General features: G+C 67.9%; 14 protein-coding genes and 1 tRNA gene. 12 read left to right on the forward strand and 3 right to left on the reverse strand.

Annotated elements, in window-relative coordinates:
- The first annotated feature begins 91 nt into the window (after positions 1 to 91).
- From KNW02_RS02155 to KNW02_RS02210, 12 genes are all read left to right on the forward strand, one after another.
- Complete coding sequence (locus KNW02_RS02155) at positions 92 to 1,105, forward strand: LacI family DNA-binding transcriptional regulator (protein ID WP_216031614.1); 1,014 nt, start codon at positions 92 to 94, stop codon at positions 1,103 to 1,105.
- Positions 1,106 to 1,310: 205 nt separating this feature from the next.
- Positions 1,311 to 2,567 (forward strand): imelysin family protein, encoded by a 1,257-nt coding sequence (locus tag KNW02_RS02160; protein WP_216031615.1) that lies wholly within the window; start codon positions 1,311 to 1,313, stop codon positions 2,565 to 2,567.
- Positions 2,551 to 4,116, forward strand: a complete 1,566-nt coding sequence (locus KNW02_RS02165; RefSeq protein ID WP_216031712.1) for a di-heme oxidoreductase family protein — start codon at positions 2,551 to 2,553, stop codon at positions 4,114 to 4,116. Before KNW02_RS02160 ends, KNW02_RS02165 begins: the two co-directional genes overlap by 17 nt.
- Positions 4,117 to 5,097, forward strand: coding sequence for an imelysin family protein (locus tag KNW02_RS02170; protein WP_216031616.1), 981 nt, complete (start codon positions 4,117 to 4,119; stop codon positions 5,095 to 5,097).
- Positions 5,094 to 6,173: a DUF1513 domain-containing protein gene (locus KNW02_RS02175; protein ID WP_431356731.1), complete on the forward strand. Its 1,080-nt coding sequence runs from the start codon at positions 5,094 to 5,096 to the stop codon at positions 6,171 to 6,173. The genes KNW02_RS02170 and KNW02_RS02175 overlap by 4 nt, the downstream gene beginning before the upstream one ends.
- Positions 6,174 to 6,412: 239 nt before the next feature.
- Entirely contained in the window at positions 6,413 to 6,712 is a 300-nt protein-coding gene (locus KNW02_RS02180) for a hypothetical protein (RefSeq protein ID WP_216031618.1), read from the forward strand.
- 249 nt (positions 6,713 to 6,961) lie between these two features.
- Positions 6,962 to 7,038: transfer RNA gene (locus tag KNW02_RS02185), tRNA-Arg, on the forward strand.
- A 254-nt stretch (positions 7,039 to 7,292) separates the two neighbouring features.
- Positions 7,293 to 8,396 carry an ABC transporter ATP-binding protein gene (locus KNW02_RS02190; RefSeq protein WP_431356728.1) on the forward strand — a complete coding sequence of 368 codons (1,104 nt, stop codon included), beginning with the start codon at positions 7,293 to 7,295 and terminating at the stop codon, positions 8,394 to 8,396.
- Between the two features lie 121 nt (positions 8,397 to 8,517).
- On the forward strand, positions 8,518 to 9,588 hold the full coding sequence (locus KNW02_RS02195) for an ABC transporter substrate-binding protein (protein WP_216031619.1): 1,071 nt from the start codon (positions 8,518 to 8,520) through the stop codon (positions 9,586 to 9,588).
- A gap of 99 nt (positions 9,589 to 9,687) precedes the next feature.
- Entirely contained in the window at positions 9,688 to 10,764 is a 1,077-nt protein-coding gene (locus KNW02_RS02200; RefSeq protein WP_348524665.1) for an ABC transporter substrate-binding protein, read from the forward strand.
- 61 nt (positions 10,765 to 10,825) lie between these two features.
- Positions 10,826 to 12,124 carry an ABC transporter permease gene (locus tag KNW02_RS02205; protein WP_216031621.1) on the forward strand — a complete coding sequence of 433 codons (1,299 nt, stop codon included), beginning with the start codon at positions 10,826 to 10,828 and terminating at the stop codon, positions 12,122 to 12,124.
- A 6-nt stretch (positions 12,125 to 12,130) separates the two neighbouring features.
- A complete protein-coding gene (locus KNW02_RS02210) occupies positions 12,131 to 13,084 on the forward strand; it encodes an ABC transporter permease (RefSeq protein ID WP_216031622.1) in 954 nt (317 codons plus the stop codon).
- Between the two features lie 21 nt (positions 13,085 to 13,105).
- Here the strand turns inward: KNW02_RS02210 and KNW02_RS02215 are convergent, their stop codons facing one another.
- Genes KNW02_RS02215 through KNW02_RS02225 form a run of 3 tightly spaced genes read right to left on the reverse strand, consistent with a single transcriptional unit; the run spans position 13,106 to position 15,428 of the window.
- Positions 13,106 to 14,068, reverse strand: a complete 963-nt coding sequence (locus KNW02_RS02215) for a HesA/MoeB/ThiF family protein (protein ID WP_216031623.1) — start codon at positions 14,066 to 14,068, stop codon at positions 13,106 to 13,108.
- Positions 14,065 to 14,661: a thiamine phosphate synthase gene (locus tag KNW02_RS02220; RefSeq protein ID WP_216031624.1), complete on the reverse strand. Its 597-nt coding sequence runs from the start codon at positions 14,659 to 14,661 to the stop codon at positions 14,065 to 14,067. The genes KNW02_RS02215 and KNW02_RS02220 overlap by 4 nt, the downstream gene beginning before the upstream one ends.
- Positions 14,658 to 15,428 (reverse strand): thiazole synthase, encoded by a 771-nt coding sequence (locus KNW02_RS02225; protein WP_216031625.1) that lies wholly within the window; start codon positions 15,426 to 15,428, stop codon positions 14,658 to 14,660. The genes KNW02_RS02220 and KNW02_RS02225 overlap by 4 nt, the downstream gene beginning before the upstream one ends.

Consider the following 15,428-nt stretch of genomic DNA (forward strand, 5'->3'; position numbering starts at 1 on the left):
TCACCTCTTCCCTGCGCCTAGGCTGCACTGGACTGCAATCGATTGCAAACATTTTCTTGCGGGACCGGTCCGGGGCGCCTAGTCTTTGACGATGGACAAATGCGCCACGCCGCCCGGACGGGCTAAACTATCGGATGTCGCGCGGCTGGCAGGGGTGTCGGCCTCGACCGTCAGTCGCGTGCTGTCGCGGCCCGGTCTGGTGGCCGATTCGACCCGCCAGGCGGTGATGGCGGCCGTTGCGGCCAGCGGTTACCGGATGAACCACGCGGCCCGGAACCTGCGCAAGCAACGGACCGGCTGTGTGGTCGCGCTGGTGCCGAACCTGGGCAATCCGTTCTTTGCCAAGATCCTCGACGGGATGGGCCGCGAACTGGCCGGGGCCGGCTATGACCTGCTGGTCGCGGACACGCTGGACGGGCAGGGCCGTCACGGCGATCTGCGCCGCTTCATGGACCCGTCGAGGGCGGACGGGATCATCCTTCTGGACGGGCTGGTGCCGCTGGCCGATCTGGCCGGGCGCGCGGATCTGCCGCCGCTGATCACCGCCTGCGAATGGATCGAGGACCGGGCGCTGCCGGGCGTGATGCTGGACAACCGCGCCGGCGGGCGGCTGGCGGTCACGCATCTGCGCGAACTGGGCCACGACCATATCGGCGTGATCGGCGGCCCGCCCGAGAACGTGCTGCACAAGGCCCGGCTTCAGGGGGTGCATGACGCCCTCGGCGATGCGCGACTGACCCTGCTGCCCGGCGATTTCACCCTGCAATCGGGGCAGGAGGCCGCGCAAGGCTGGCTGGCCCTGCGGCCCGGCGACCGGCCCGGCGCGGTCTTCGCCTTTTCGGACGAGATGGCCTGCGCCTTCATGGCCGGGCTGCTGCGCGCCGGCTTTGCCGCGCCGCGGGACCTGTCGATCATCGGCTTCGACGATATCGAGATGGCCTCGCATCTGGCGCCGGCACTGACCACGATCCGCCAGCCCAAGCGCGAGATCGGCCGACAGGCGGCAAGGCTGATCCTGAATTGGATCGAGGGTGAACGGACCGAAGCCGTCACCCTGCTGGAACCGAAGCTGATGCTGCGCGAGACGACGGGAACCCCAGGGTAGCGGGCGGTCATTCACGGAGCAGAATTCGGCAGTGCCGCATTGGCGTCTTGCGCCCGGATGCCGTGATTCATGTCCCGCGCGACCGGAGCCGCATTGTCCCAGAAAATATATCAGGAATTGACACGCGGCGTCTGGCGGGGGCAGAAACGCATGGCCGGCGGCGTCCTAGACGGGCGCGGAGCCTTCCGAGGAATGAGAGGACAGCATGAAGATCAAGCTCGCAATTTCAGCACTGGCCTGCGCGGCTGCCGCACCGGCATTTGCCGGCAAACCCGAGGTCGTCTCCACCTATGTCGCCATCGCCCATGCCGGTTACGAAGACAGTCTGATCAAGGCCCGCGAGTTGCAGGCCGCCGTCGATGCGCTGCTGGCCGAGCCTTCGGCGCAGGCGCTGGAGGCCGCGCGACATGCCTGGCTGGCGGCGCGCGTGCCCTATCAGCAGACCGAGGCCTATCGCTTTGGCAATGCCATTGTCGATGACTGGGAGGGCAAGGTGAACGCCTGGCCGCTGGACGAGGGGCTGATCGATTATGTCGATCCCTCCTATGGCGGTGCGTCGGACGAGAACGAATATGCGGCGCTGAACGTGGTGGCCTCGCCCAGCTTCTTGCTTTCGGGCAATGAGGTCGATGCCAGCCAGATCACGCCGGAACTGCTGGCCGAGACCCTGCACGAGGCCGATGCGATCGAGGCGAATGTGGCCACCGGCTATCACGCCATCGAATTCCTGCTGTGGGGGCAGGATCTGAACGGCACCGATCCGGGCGCCGGCAATCGCCCCTGGACCGATTATGCCGCCGCCGATGCCTGCACCGGCGGCAATTGCGACCGGCGCGGCGCCTATCTGAAGGCCGCGACCGACCTGCTGGTCAGCGATCTGGAATGGATGACGGCGCAATGGGCCGAGGGAGGCGAGGCCGCGACCTCGCTGGCCGCCGACCCGGACGCTGCCATCACCGCCATGCTGACCGGCATGGGCAGCCTCAGCTATGGCGAATTGGCAGGCGAGCGGATGAAGCTGGGTGTCATGCTGAACGACCCCGAGGAAGAGCATGACTGCTTCTCGGACAACACCCATAACAGCCATTACTATGACGGCATCGGCATCCGGAACGTCTATCTGGGCGAATATACCCGCGCCGATGGCAGCGTGGTCTCGGGCGAAAGCCTGTCCTCGCTGGTCTCGGCCGCCGATCCTGCGGTGGATCAGGCGCTGCGGGCGGGGCTGGACAACAGCGTGGCCAAGCTGGGCCGGATCAAGATCGCGGCCGAGGCCGGCACCTCCTACGACCAGATGCTGGGCGGCGAGAACCAGACCGGCGAGGCGCTGGTGATGGCGGCGGTCGATGCGCTGGTCGCGCAGACGCAGGACATCCAGCGCGCGGTCAACGTGCTGGGCCTGCAGGAAATCGGCTTTGAAGGATCGGACAGCCTCGACAACCCGGATGCGGTGTTCCAGTAAATCCGGCCCGCGGCGGCTTTGGCCGCTGCTGGCGATCCTCGGCGCCGGGGGGGCCTTGGCCGAACCCCCGACGCTTAGCGACCTGCACCTGTCGGTCGTGCCCCGGACCGAGAGCGAGGCCGGGCGCGTGGCCGGCGTGGTCGCGCCGACCGATGATTTTTCGGCACCCGAGCAGTTCGAGGCCAATCCCGGTGGCGGCGCGACCGTGCGGGCGCGCAGCGACGCCGATGCCTATTCGCTGCCCTCGGGCAATATCTCGTTCGAGGGCGAGCTGGATTTCAAGGTCGGCAATGGCCTGTTCCGCAAGCTGTGGGTGTCCTCGCCGTCCTCGACGCAGGCCTCGGACGGGCTGGGGCCGCTCTACAATTCGCGCGGCTGCCAGAACTGCCACCTGAAGGACGGGCGCGGCCATCCGCCTGATGCGCCCGGCGAGCCCGGCGGCTCGATGTTCCTGCGCCTGTCGGTGCCCGCGCCCGGCGATGCGGCCCGGACCCGGATCGAGGAATATCTGCTAAAGGCCGGCATGGATTTCATCCCCTCGCGCCCCGATCCGGTCTATGGCGGCCAGTTGCAGGACCTGTCGGTTGCCGGCATCCCGGCCGAGGGGCGGATGGTGATCGACTATGCCGAGACCGAGGTGGCGCTGTCGGGCGGCGAGAGCGCCAGCCTGCGCGCGCCGGTCTATCGCATCGACAATCCCGGCTATGGCCCGTTGCGGGACGATCTGATGACCAGCCCGCGCGTCGCCCCGCAGATGATCGGGCTGGGTCTGCTGGAGGCAGTGCCCGCCGCGGATATTCTGGCCGGAGCCGATCCCGATGACGCGGATGGCGACGGCATTTCCGGCCGGCCGCAGATCGCCTGGTCGATGCGATACGGCGCGCCGATGCTGGGCCGTTTCGGCTGGAAGGCCGGCAATCCCACCATCGAGGAGCAGTCGGCCAGCGCCTTCGCCGGCGATGTCGGCATCTCGAACCCGCTGAAGCCGGCGCCCGCGGGCGAATGCACCGACGCCCAGATCGCCTGCATCAATGCCCCCCACGGCGCCGATGATGCGCGCGGCGACGAGATCGACGCCGAGGGCATGGATTTCGTGACCTTCTACAGCCAGAACCTGGCGGTGCCCGCCCGCCGCGACATGGACGACCCGCAGGTGTTGCGCGGCAAGGAGGTGTTCTACGGCACCGGCTGCACCGCCTGCCATCGGCCGAAATTCGTCACCGCCCGGCTTGAGGATCAGCCCGAGCAGAGCTTTCAGCTGATCTGGCCCTACAGTGACATGCTGCTGCATGACATGGGCGAGGGGCTGGCTGACAACCGTCCCGAAGGCGTGGCCGACGGTCGCGAATGGCGCACCGCGCCGCTGTGGGGGATCGGGCTGACCGAACAGGTCAACGGCCACACCCTGTTCCTGCATGACGGCCGCGCGCGTTCGCTGCTGGAGGCGGTGCTGTGGCATGGCGGCGAGGCGCGGCCCGCCCGCGATGCCGTCGTCTCGATGCCGCCCGAGGATCGTGCGGCGCTGATCCGTTTCATCGAGAGCCTGTAGATGCGTCTTGCCCTGCTGCTTGCCTTTCTGCCGCTGCCCGCCCTTGCCGGCGTGGCCGAGGCGGTGGATGACCAGATCCTGCCCGCGACCGAACGCTTTGCCGCCTCGGCCGGTGCCTTGGCCGGGGCGGCCGCGGCGGATTGCACCGCCCCGGCGCTGCGCCCGGCCTATCAGGACACCTTCGATGCGTGGATGGGCATGTCGCATCTGACATTCGGGCCGCTGGAACGGGACGGGCGCGCGCTGACGATCGAGTTCTGGCCCGACCCGCGCGGCCGTGTCGCCCGCACCGTCAGGGGCTTGGCCTCGGAGGCGGATCCGGTGGTCGGGGATGCCGCGGGCTTCGCGCAGGTGTCGATCGCCGGGCGTGGGCTGATGGCGCTGGAGCAACTGCTCTATGACGAGGAATTGTCGGGCTATGGGGCCGGGGATTACCCTTGCCGCTATGCCACCGCCATCGCCCGGGATCTGGCCGCCATGGCCGAGGCCGTGCAGGCGGAATGGCAGGATCATTCCCGGCTGATGCTGAGCGCGGGTGAGCCGGGAAACCCCCGCTATCTGGCCGAAAGCGAGGCTTCGCAGGCGCTTTATACCGCGCTTCTGGGCGGCCTTGAATTCGACGCCGATCAGCGGCTGGGGCGACCCTTGGGCAGTTTCGACAAGCCACGTCCGCGACTGGCCGAAGCCCGCCGCTCGGACCGGCCGCTGCGCAATATTTCCCTGTCGCTGGCGGCGCTGCGCGACCTGGCCGTAGCGCTGTCCGACGCCCCGATCCCGGCGACCCAGGCCGCCTTCGAGGCCGCGCAGGCCACGGCCGGGGCGCTGGACGATCCGCGCCTTGCCGGGGTTGCCGATCCCGCCGGCCGGCTGAAGGTGGAAATCCTGCAGCAGCAGATCCGCGCGATCAGCGACGCCATCGAGGCCGAGATCGGCGGCGCCCTTGGCCTGACCGCCGGCTTCAACTCGCAGGACGGCGACTGATGCGGCGGCGCGGCTTCCTGACCGCCCTGCTGGCCGGTGCGATGGCGCCGCGTCTCAGCTGGGCCGATGTCGGCAGCCCGGCGGTGCTGGGCGCCGCGCGCGAGGCGGGCGGGGGCTACGCGCTGTTCGGGATCGGTGCCGATGGCACCGACCGGTTTCGCATCCCGCTGCCTGCGCGCGGCCACGCCGCCGCCGCCCATCCGACGGCGCCCGAGGCCGTCGCCTTCGCCCGCAGCCCGGGCAGCTTTGCGGTGGTGCTGAACTGCGTCACCGGCGCGGTTCTGGCCCGGCTGGAAGCCCCCGAGGGGCGGCATTTCTACGGCCACGGCACCTTCATCGCCGGAGGCGAAATCCTCTGCACTTCGGAAAACGATTTTGCCACCGGGCAGGGCCGGATGGGGCTGTGGTCGCGCGGCCTTGGCTGGCGGCGGGTCGGCGAGATCCCGACCCATGGCATCGGCCCGCACGAGATCAGGCGCATGGCGGGCGACGTGCTGGTCGCGGCGAATGGTGGCTATCGCAGCCATCCGGCGCAGCCCGGCGTCAAGCTGGACCTCGACCGGATGCGCCCGAACCTCGCCTATGTCAGCGCCGATGGTGCGCTGCTGGAGAAGGTCGAGCTTGCGGACGATCTGCGCCCGAACTCGATCCGTCACATCGCCCTCGGGCGCGACGGGCTGGTTGGCTTCGGGATGCAGTGGCAGGGCGACCCGGCCGAGGGGGTGCCGCTGCTGGGCCTGCACCGGCGGGGCGCGGCGCCGGTGCTGGACCGGATGCCGGTGCATGAGGCAAGGGCGATGGCGGGCTATGTCGGCTCGGTCGCTTTTGACGCGGCCGGGGACCAGGTCGCGATCAGTTCGCCGCGCGGAGGGCGGGTGCAGGTCTTCGATGACACGGGCCGGCATCTGCAGGCGATCCTGCGCGAGGATGTCTGCGGGATCGCGGCGGTCGCGGGCGGCGGGTTCCTGCTGTCGGACGGGCTGGGCGGGTTGATGCGGGCAGATGGCCAGATCAGGCCCCTGGCGAAACGGCCGGGCCGCGCCTGGGATCATCATCTGGTGCCGGTCTCGGCCTGAGCGTTGCGCGCAACGGCGCCGTGCGTTGCGTGATGCCGCTGCCGCGCGGCAATGTCCGGTCGGGCCAGGAATTGCTGGCTCTCCGGCTGCACAAGGCGCGCACTGGAAGCGCACCGGATGTACACAGCGCGTACACCGCGTGCGAACGCCGGGTGTTGCGGGTGGGACGGAGCGGATGCTTGCCGGCTTAACAGAATTGGCGGATAACTGCCTTCGGTTTGCTCTCTCCAGGGGATCAGATGCGCTTACAGATCGGCGACGCGGTGTTTATCCCCGGGCGCGACGCGGTCCGGCGCGGACATCTGATATGGCCCGTCGATTGCCCAATACCATTCATGGAAAATCTCACTTTAGATCAAACATATAGCGGAGATTGCCGGGTCGCGGATCGAGGGACAACCGTCTATGCGGGCCTCGCGCTCATGAGACGGCGGAAGCAGTATGCCGACGATGTGCTCGTGGTTCTTCTGCCCGATGTGGATATTGGGCAACTCTCTCCCGACGCAACAATCGACCTTGACCCTGATCGCCTCGAGTGACTGCAATGGGCTCGAACCCGTCATCCCTTGCCGCGTGGCGTCATGACCAGCGGTGACGTTGCCTGCCGGTGTCAGGCGGCGGGGGTCGTGGGGTAGGCTGTCAATCCGATCAAGCCCCGGTTCGATCAGAAGGAACGGCGGATGCCCGATGGCCGGGCGAGGGCGCGATAAATCCGCCAATGAAAACAGTCATGTGGGTAAGGGGCGGGCGATTGTAATTCGGTCCCCGAGGCGCTATCAAGGCGACACGGCCCCGTAGCTCAACTGGATAGAGCACGGACCTTCTAAGTCTGGGGTTGGGGGTTCAAGTCCTCCCGGGGTCGCCAGCACGATCCGCTTGCCGGCGACGGGTTCGACGCCCGGACCGGGCGCAGGCCGGGTCCTGCCCTTCGTCGGGCGGGGCGGGTGCTGCCGCGGTGCTGTCCAGGGTTGCGGCGCTGTTCGGCAGGATGATACGGCGGCTGGTCGCATTGCCGTCGGTATCGCGCGAAATGTCGCAAATGGTGTTGCCAGCAACGGGATCGGGCGCTTAACCTCGGCCTGCGCTGAAGAACCAAAACCATATCAGGGAGAGCGCTCATTGCTGGATCAAGGCACAGGCGACGCTTTCGTCGCCTTTGAGCATGTGCAGAAAAGTTATGACGGCCAGACACTTGTCGTCAAGGATCTGAACCTGTCGATCGGCAAGGGCGAGTTCCTGACCATGCTGGGGCCCTCGGGCTCGGGCAAGACCACCTGCCTGATGATGCTGGCCGGCTTCGAGACCGCGACTCATGGCGAGATCCGGCTGGACGGGCGCCCGATCAACCAGGTGCCGCCGCACAAGCGCGGCATCGGCATGGTGTTCCAGAACTATGCGCTGTTTCCGCATATGACGGTGGGCGAGAACCTGTCCTTCCCGCTGGAGGTGCGCGGCATGGACAAGGCCGAGCGCGAGCGCCGGATCAGGCGGGCGCTGGACATGGTGCAGATGGGCGCCTTTGCCAATCGCCGCCCGGCGCAGTTGTCGGGCGGCCAGCAGCAGCGCATCGCCCTGGCCCGGGCGCTGGTCTTCGACCCGCAACTGGTGCTGATGGACGAGCCCCTGGGCGCGCTGGACAAGCAGCTGCGCGAGCATATGCAGTTCGAGATCAAGCATCTGCACGAGGAGCTTGGCATCACCGTGGTCTATGTGACGCATGATCAGGGCGAGGCCTTGACCATGTCGGACCGGGTGGCGGTGTTCAACGACGGCCGCATCCAGCAGCTTGCCCCGCCTGCCGATCTCTACGAGCGGCCGGAAAACAGTTTCGTGGCGCAGTTCATCGGTGAGAACAACAAGCTGCCCGGCACGATCGAGGAACTGACCGGGACGCATGCGCTGGTGCGGCTGGCGACCGGCGAGGTGATCGACGCCACCCCGGTCAATGTCACCCAGAAGGGGCAGCAGACGCTGGTCTCGATCCGGCCCGAACGGGTCGAGTTCAAGCCCGAGATGATGCCCGCGGGCGCCCATATGGTCGACGCCACGGTGATCGAGATCATCTATATGGGCGATATCCTGCGGGCGCGGCTGCGCGTGGCCGGGACCGAGGATTTCGTCATGAAGATGCGCAACACCCTTGGCCAGACCCCGCTCGAGCCGGGGCAGCAGATCAAGGTGGGCTGGCATCCGGCCGATGCGCGCGCCCTCGATCCGGTCTGAGCCGGGGTCGGGCGTCTGAACCTGACGGCAGCCTCCCCGCCGGGGTCCTGGCTGCCGCTGCCCGATCCGGGCCAAGAATGACGGCCAAAGCGCCGCGCCCTTGAAGCAGTTGGAGCATTTCATGAAGAGAACACTTGTCCTGACCACCGCGCTTGGCCTGCTGGCCGGGCCCGCGCTGGCCGATATCAACCTGCTGTCCTGGGGTGGTGCCTATGGCAACAGCCACCTGGAAGCCTATGCCAAGCCCTTCGAGGCCGAGAGCGGCATCAAGGTCGTCATGGCCGATGCCGACAACCCGGCCACGCCGATCAAGGCGATGGTCGAGGCGGGCAATGTCTCGGCCGATGTCGCCTCGGTCGAATATGCCGATGCGGTGCGGCTGTGCGACGAGGGGCTGCTGGAAACCATCGATCCCGCGATCCTGGCGCCGGCCGCCGATGGCACCCCCGCGGCCGAGGACTTCATCGCGGGCGCGATCACCGAATGTTTCGTCGGCACCGATGTCTATTCGATGATCCTGGCCTATGACGACAGCAAGTTCGCCGATGCCAAGCCCGCGACCCCGGCCGATTTCTTCGATCTGGCAAAGTTCCCCGGCAAGCGGACCATGCGCAAGGGCGCCAAGTTCAACCTGGAATTCGCGCTGATGGCCGATGGCGTGCCGGCGGCCGAGGTCTATGACGTGCTGGGCACCCCCGAGGGCGTCGACCGCGCCTTCGCCAAGCTGGACACGATCAAGAACGACGTGATCTGGTGGGAGGCTGGCGCCCAGCCGCCGCAACTGCTGGCCGATGGCGAGGTGACCATGGCCTATGCCTTCAACGGCCGGATCTTCAACGCCGCCCAGGGCGAGGGCAAGCCGTTCAAGATCGTCTGGGACGGGCAGATCTATGAAATGGAGGGCTGGGTGGTGCCGAAGGGCGCGCCGAACCTTGCCGATGCGCTGAAGTTCATCACCTATTCGACCTCGCCCGCGCCGCAGGCCCGGGCGGCCGAATTCATCAGCTATGGCCCGCCGCGCACCTCGGCCGCAGCACTGGTCGGCAATATCGAGGGCACCGATGTGCCGATGGGGCCGAACCTGCCGACGACGGCCGAGAACCTGACCAACGCGCTTGGCTCGAACCTGGATTTCTGGGTCGATCACGATGCCGAGTTGAACGAGCGTTTCAACAGCTGGCTGGCCGGCTGACACGCCATGCGGGCGGCCCCCCGAGGGCCGTCCGCCGCCCCGCAGAAGGGCAAACAAGGGCGAGACCGAAAAATCGCCCGAACCAACGGGAGAAAAAACGTGAAAACAACACTGATTCTGTCCACCGCCCTTGCCGGCATGGCCTTCGCGGCCACGGCGCAGGAAGTGAACGTGGTATCCTGGGGCGGCGCCTATGAGGTCAGCCAGGTCGAGGCCTATAACAAGCCCTTCGCCGAACAGACCGGCATCAAGGTCAACATGATCGCCGCCGACAACCCGGCCACGCCGCTGAAGGCACAGGTCGAGGCCGGCAACATCACCGGCGATGTCTTCGATATCGAGGTGTCGGACGCGATCCGCCTTTGCGACGAGGGCGCGCTGGTCGAGATCGACCCCGCCGACCTGCCGCCCGCGCCCGACGGCACGCCCGCGGCCGAGGATTTCATCGACGGGGCGCTGCAGGATTGTGCGGTCGCCAATATCTTCTGGGGCACGGTCATCGCCTATGACACGACCAAGTTCGAGGGCAATGCCCCGGCCACGGCGGCCGATTTCTTCGATCTTGAGGCATTCCCCGGCAAGCGTGGCCTGCCCAAGACCCCCAAGCGCACGCTTTATCTGGCGCTGATCGCCGACGGGGCTGCGGCGGATGAGATCTATGACCTGCTGGGCAGCGAGGAAGGCGTCGAGCGCGCCTTCGCCAAGCTGGACACGATCAAGAACGATGTCGTCTGGTGGGAGGCCGGCGCCCAGCCGGTGCAACTGCTGGCCGATGGCGAGGTGACCATGGCCACCGGCTATAACGGCCGCTTCTTCGACGCCATGGTGGGCGAGGGCAAGCCCTTCGCGATCATCTGGGACGGGCAGTACATGGACCTGGACATGTTCGCGATCCCCAAGGACTCGCCCAACCCGGAGGCGGCGATGGAATACCTGAAATTCGCCACCGACACCCAGCGTCTGGCCGATCAGGCGAAATACATCGCCTATGGCCCGGCGCGGAAATCCTCGGCGGCTCTGGTCGGGCTCTATCAGGACGGCAAGACCGAGATGGGGCCGCATATGCCGACCAATCCGGAATACATGACCACCGCGGTCATGGACGATCCGGAGTTCTGGGCCGATCACGACGCCGAACTGACCGAGCGGTTCAACAGCTGGCTTGCCGGTTCGTGATCTGAAAACACCTCTCCGCGCCCTGCGGTTCGAGCGGGGCGCGCTGACTGCCGGGGAGATCATGGCGAACGCTCTTGACCCACATGCCGCCATTGTCACCACCGCCTCGGGCGCGGGTGACGGGATGCTGACCACCGCCGACGGCAAGCCGCTGGCCCGCGCGCTGGCGCGCAGCCAGTCGCGGGCCCGGCGCCGCGCCTTCCTGCTGGTGCTGCCGCTGCTGGCCTTCGTCGTCGTGACCTTCGTGGTGCCGATCGGGCAGATGCTGCAGCGGTCCTTCTATAATGACGGGTTCTCGGCCAACATGCCGCAGCTGTCGGCATGGTTCGACCAGAACCCGCGCGGTACCGAACCCGACGATGCGGCATGGGAGGCGCTGGCCGGTGATCTGGTCGCCTCGGCCGAGGTGCGCAGCATCGGTGTCGTCGGCACCCGGATCAATTACGACGTGCCCGGCACCCGTTCGCTGTTCACCTCGACCGGGCGCAAGGTCCGCGGCGGGATCGAGCCGCCCTATCGCGAGGCGCTGCTGGAGATGGACGAGGACTGGGGCAGCGCGCGGCTGTGGAACGCCATGCGCGAGGCGGCGACGCCGATAACCGCGAATTTCTATCTTGCCTCGCTGGACCGGCGCCGCGCCGAGGACGGCAGCATCGAACAGGTGCCCGAACGCCAGCGCGTCTATGTGATGCTGTTCATGCGCACCTTCTGGCTGTCGCTGCTGATCACCGGGCTGACCTTCATCCTGGGCTTTCCGGTGGCGCATCTGCTGGCGACGCTGCCGATGCGGAAATCGAACCTGTTGATGATCCTGGTGCTGCTGCCCTTCTGGACCTCGCTGCTGGTCCGGACGACAAGCTGGATGGTGCTGCTGCAGCAGCAGGGGGTAATCAACGACATCCTCGTCTGGCTGGGGGTGATCGAGAACGGCCAGCGGTTGCAGATGATCTACAACCAGACCGGCACGATCATCGCCATGACCCATATCCTTCTGCCCTTCATGATCCTGCCCCTTTATTCGGTGATGCGCACGATCAACCCGTCCTATGTGCGCGCCGCGCGCAGCCTGGGCGCGACAAGCTGGACCGCCTTCCGCCGCATCTATTTCCCGCAGACCCTGCCGGGGCTGGGGGCGGGGGCGCTGCTGGTCTTCATCCTTGCGGTCGGCTATTACATCACGCCCGCGCTGGTCGGCGGCTCGTCGGGGCAGCTGATCTCGAACCTGATCGCCGAGCATATGACCGGCACGCTGAACTGGTCGATGGCCGCGGCGCTGGCGGCGCTGCTGCTGGCCTCGGTCCTCATCCTCTACTGGCTCTATGATCGGCTGGTGGGCATCGACAACCTGAAGCTGGGGTGATCGCGCATGGCTGTCCCGAGTTACGCAAGCCCGCTGGAACGCGCCTGGCATTATGCCTATCTGGTGATCTGCGGGCTGATCTTCTTCTTCCTGATCGCGCCGATCATCGTGATCATCCCGCTGAGCTTCAACGCCGAGCCCTATTTCACCTTCACCGACAAGATGCGCAGCTTTGACCCCGAGGGCTACAGCCTGCGCTGGTATGACAGCCTGCTGACCTTCGGCATGGTTGCCCCCGACGGGCCGCGCGACGCCGCCTGGTGGGCCGATGCCTGGGCCAATGCGAAATGGGTGAAGGCGGCCAAGAACTCGATTATCATCGGGCTGTTCTCGACCATCCTTGCAACCGTGCTGGGCACGCTGGCGGCCCTGGGCCTGTCGCGCCCCGAGATGCCGTTCCGCCGCGCCATCATGGCGACGCTGATCTCGCCCATGATCGTGCCGCTGATTATCACCGCGACGGGGATGTTCTTCTTCTACTCGAACCCCTGCCAGTTGCTGGGCCTGTTCGGGCTGCCGACCAATTGCGGGCGGCTGGCGGGCACCTATCTGGGGGTGATCCTGGCGCATGCGACGCTGGGCATTCCCTTCGTCATCATCACCGTGACCGCGACGCTGGTCGGGTTCGACCAGTCGCTGAACCGGGCGGCGGCCAGCCTTGGGGCCAATCCGCGCACCACCTTCTTCCGGGTGACCATGCCGCTGATCCTGCCGGGGGTGATCTCGGGCGCGCTGTTCGCCTTTGTCACCAGCTTCGACGAGGTGGTGGCGGTGCTGTTCATCGCCGGCCCCGACCAGCAGACCATCCCGCGGCAGATGTGGAACGGCATCCGCGAGCAGATCAGCCCGGCGATCCTGGCGGTGGCGACGCTGCTGGTGCTGTTCTCGATCGCGCTGCTGACCACGGTGGAACTGCTGCGCCGCCGGTCCGAGCGAAACCGGGGCATCACCCCGCATTGACGCGCCGGGCGGTTGGCCGGTTCAGCCGACCGCCAGCATCGCCATCTCGCCGTCCCAGCTTGCCGCCAGCCGCTCGGTCGCGGCCCAGGCGCGCAGGCCCGAGCGGCAGCACATGACGGCGCGGCCCCCCGGGGCGGGGCGGGGCGTGTCGGGGCCGATCTCGTCCACGCTGAGGCGCAGCATCTCGGCACGCAAGGGCGGGCCTTCCTCGGGCGCGCGCAGGTCGATCAGCAGATCGGCCGGGCGCAGTGCCTCGGCGGCGATGAAGGGGATGCGCCGCGCGGGTTCGGGTGCGCCGCCGAAGTCGAAGCCGCCAAAGCGGAACCGCGCGGCATCGAAGCTGACGATCCGGCCCAGCGGCGAGGGGTCGAGCCCGGCCAGATGCGCCAGCGCCATCTGCGCCTGCAGGCAGCCCAGCGTGCCGACGACCGGGCCGAGGACACCCTCGCTGGCGCAACTGCCGGCGGCACGGGGCAGCGCGGGGAACACCGCCCGAAGCGAGGGCGCGCCGCCGCAGAAGCCGCCGGCATAGCCCTGAAGCCCGAGGGCCGAGGCCGAGATCAGCGGCAGCCCGTGATCCTGCGCGTGATCCGACAGCACATAGCTGGCGGCGAAACTGTCGGCGCAGTCGAGGATCAGGTCCACGCCCGCAGAGAGTGACGCGACATTGCCGGGATCGAGGCGCTGGCGCAGCGGCTCGATCCGGCAATCGGGGTTCAGCGCCGTCAGCGTTTCGGCCGCCGCGACGGCCTTGGGACGGCCCCGATCGGACAGGCGGAACAGGGTCTGGCGGTGCAGGTTGCTGTCCTCGACGCAATCGGGATCGACCAGGCGGATGCGGCCGATCCCCGCACCGGCCAGATATTGCAGTGCGGGCGCCGCCAGCCCGCCCGCGCCGACGACCAGCAGATGGGCGCCGGCAAGCCGCGCCTGACCGGCCGCGCCCATGCCCTGAACGGCGATCTGGCGGGCATAGCGGCTCATCGCGTGGCCCCGATCCAGTCGCGGATGCGGGCCTCGGGGTCGGCGTTCAGGGTGATGTCGGTGACCGCCGCGACGATATCGGCGCCGGCCTCGAAGGCAAGGGGCGCGCGCGCGATCGACAGCCCGCCGATGGCAACCAGCGGCGTGCGGCCAAGCAGCCGGCGCCATTCGGCCAGCCGGTCCAACCCCTGTTCGTGCCATTTCATTTTCTTCAGGATCGTCGGCCAGACCGGCCCGAGCGCGACGTAATCGGGGGCAAGCGACAGGGCGCGGTCCAGTTCCGCATGGTCATGGGTCGAGACGCCCAGCCGCAGCCCGGCGCGGCGGATCGCGCCCGGATCGGCCGCGTCCAGATCCTCCTGCCCCAGATGCAGCCAGTCGCAGCCCAGATCGATCGCCAGCCGCCAGTGATCGTTGACCACCATCACCGCCCCGGCCGCGCGGCAGAGGTCGCGGCTTTCGGTCAGCAGGGCGCGCAGCTCGGCTTCGGGGCGGTCCTTGATCCGCATCTGCACCAGCCTGACGCCCAGCGGCAGGGCGCGGCGCAGCCAGTCAGGGTGATCGAAGATCGGATAGAAGCGGTCCAGCCTCATGCCAGCACCGCCAGCCCGATCAGCGGCGTCGAGGGCGCGGCCATGTCGCGCGGCTCCATCGGGTCGGCCTCAAGGGCCAGCCGCCCGGCTTCGAGGGCGCGGGCAAACCCCTCGGCCATGGCCGCCGGATCGCCGGCGCGGGCGACGGCGGTGTTCAGCAGCACCGCGTCAAAGCCCATCTCCATCGCCGCCGCGGCGTGGCTGGGCAGGCCCAGCCCGGCATCGATCACCATCGGCACCTCGGGGAACTGCGCCCGCAGCGTCCGCAGCCCATAGCGGTTGTTCAGCCCCAGCCCGGTGCCGATGGGCGCGCCCCAGGGCATCAGCACCTGGCAGCCCGCCTCCAGCAGCCGGCCGGCCAGAACCCCGTCCTCGGTCATGTAGGGAAAGACCTTGAAGCCCTCCTCCGTAAGGATGCGGGCGGCCTCGACCAGTCCGAACGGGTCGGGTTGCAGCGTGTCGGGATGGCCGATCACCTCAAGCTTGATCCAGTCGGTGCCAAAGACCTCGCGCGCCATATGGGCGGTGGTCACGGCCTCGCGCACGCTGTGGCAGCCGGCGGTGTTGGGCAGGACCGCCACGCCCAGATCGCGGATCAGCTGCCAGAAGGCGGCGCCCGCGCCCCCGGCCCCCTCGCGGCGCAGCGAGACGGTGGCGATGCCCGCGCCCGAGCGGCGGAACGCCTCGGCGAGGATCGCGGGCGAGGGGTATTGCGCCGTGCCCAGCATCAGCCGCGAGGCGATTTCGGTGCCGTAGAAAACCGGCAT

Origin of the sequence: Paracoccus marinaquae (assembly GCF_018860165.1) — a bacterium.
GTDB lineage: Bacteria > Pseudomonadota > Alphaproteobacteria > Rhodobacterales > Rhodobacteraceae > Paracoccus > Paracoccus marinaquae.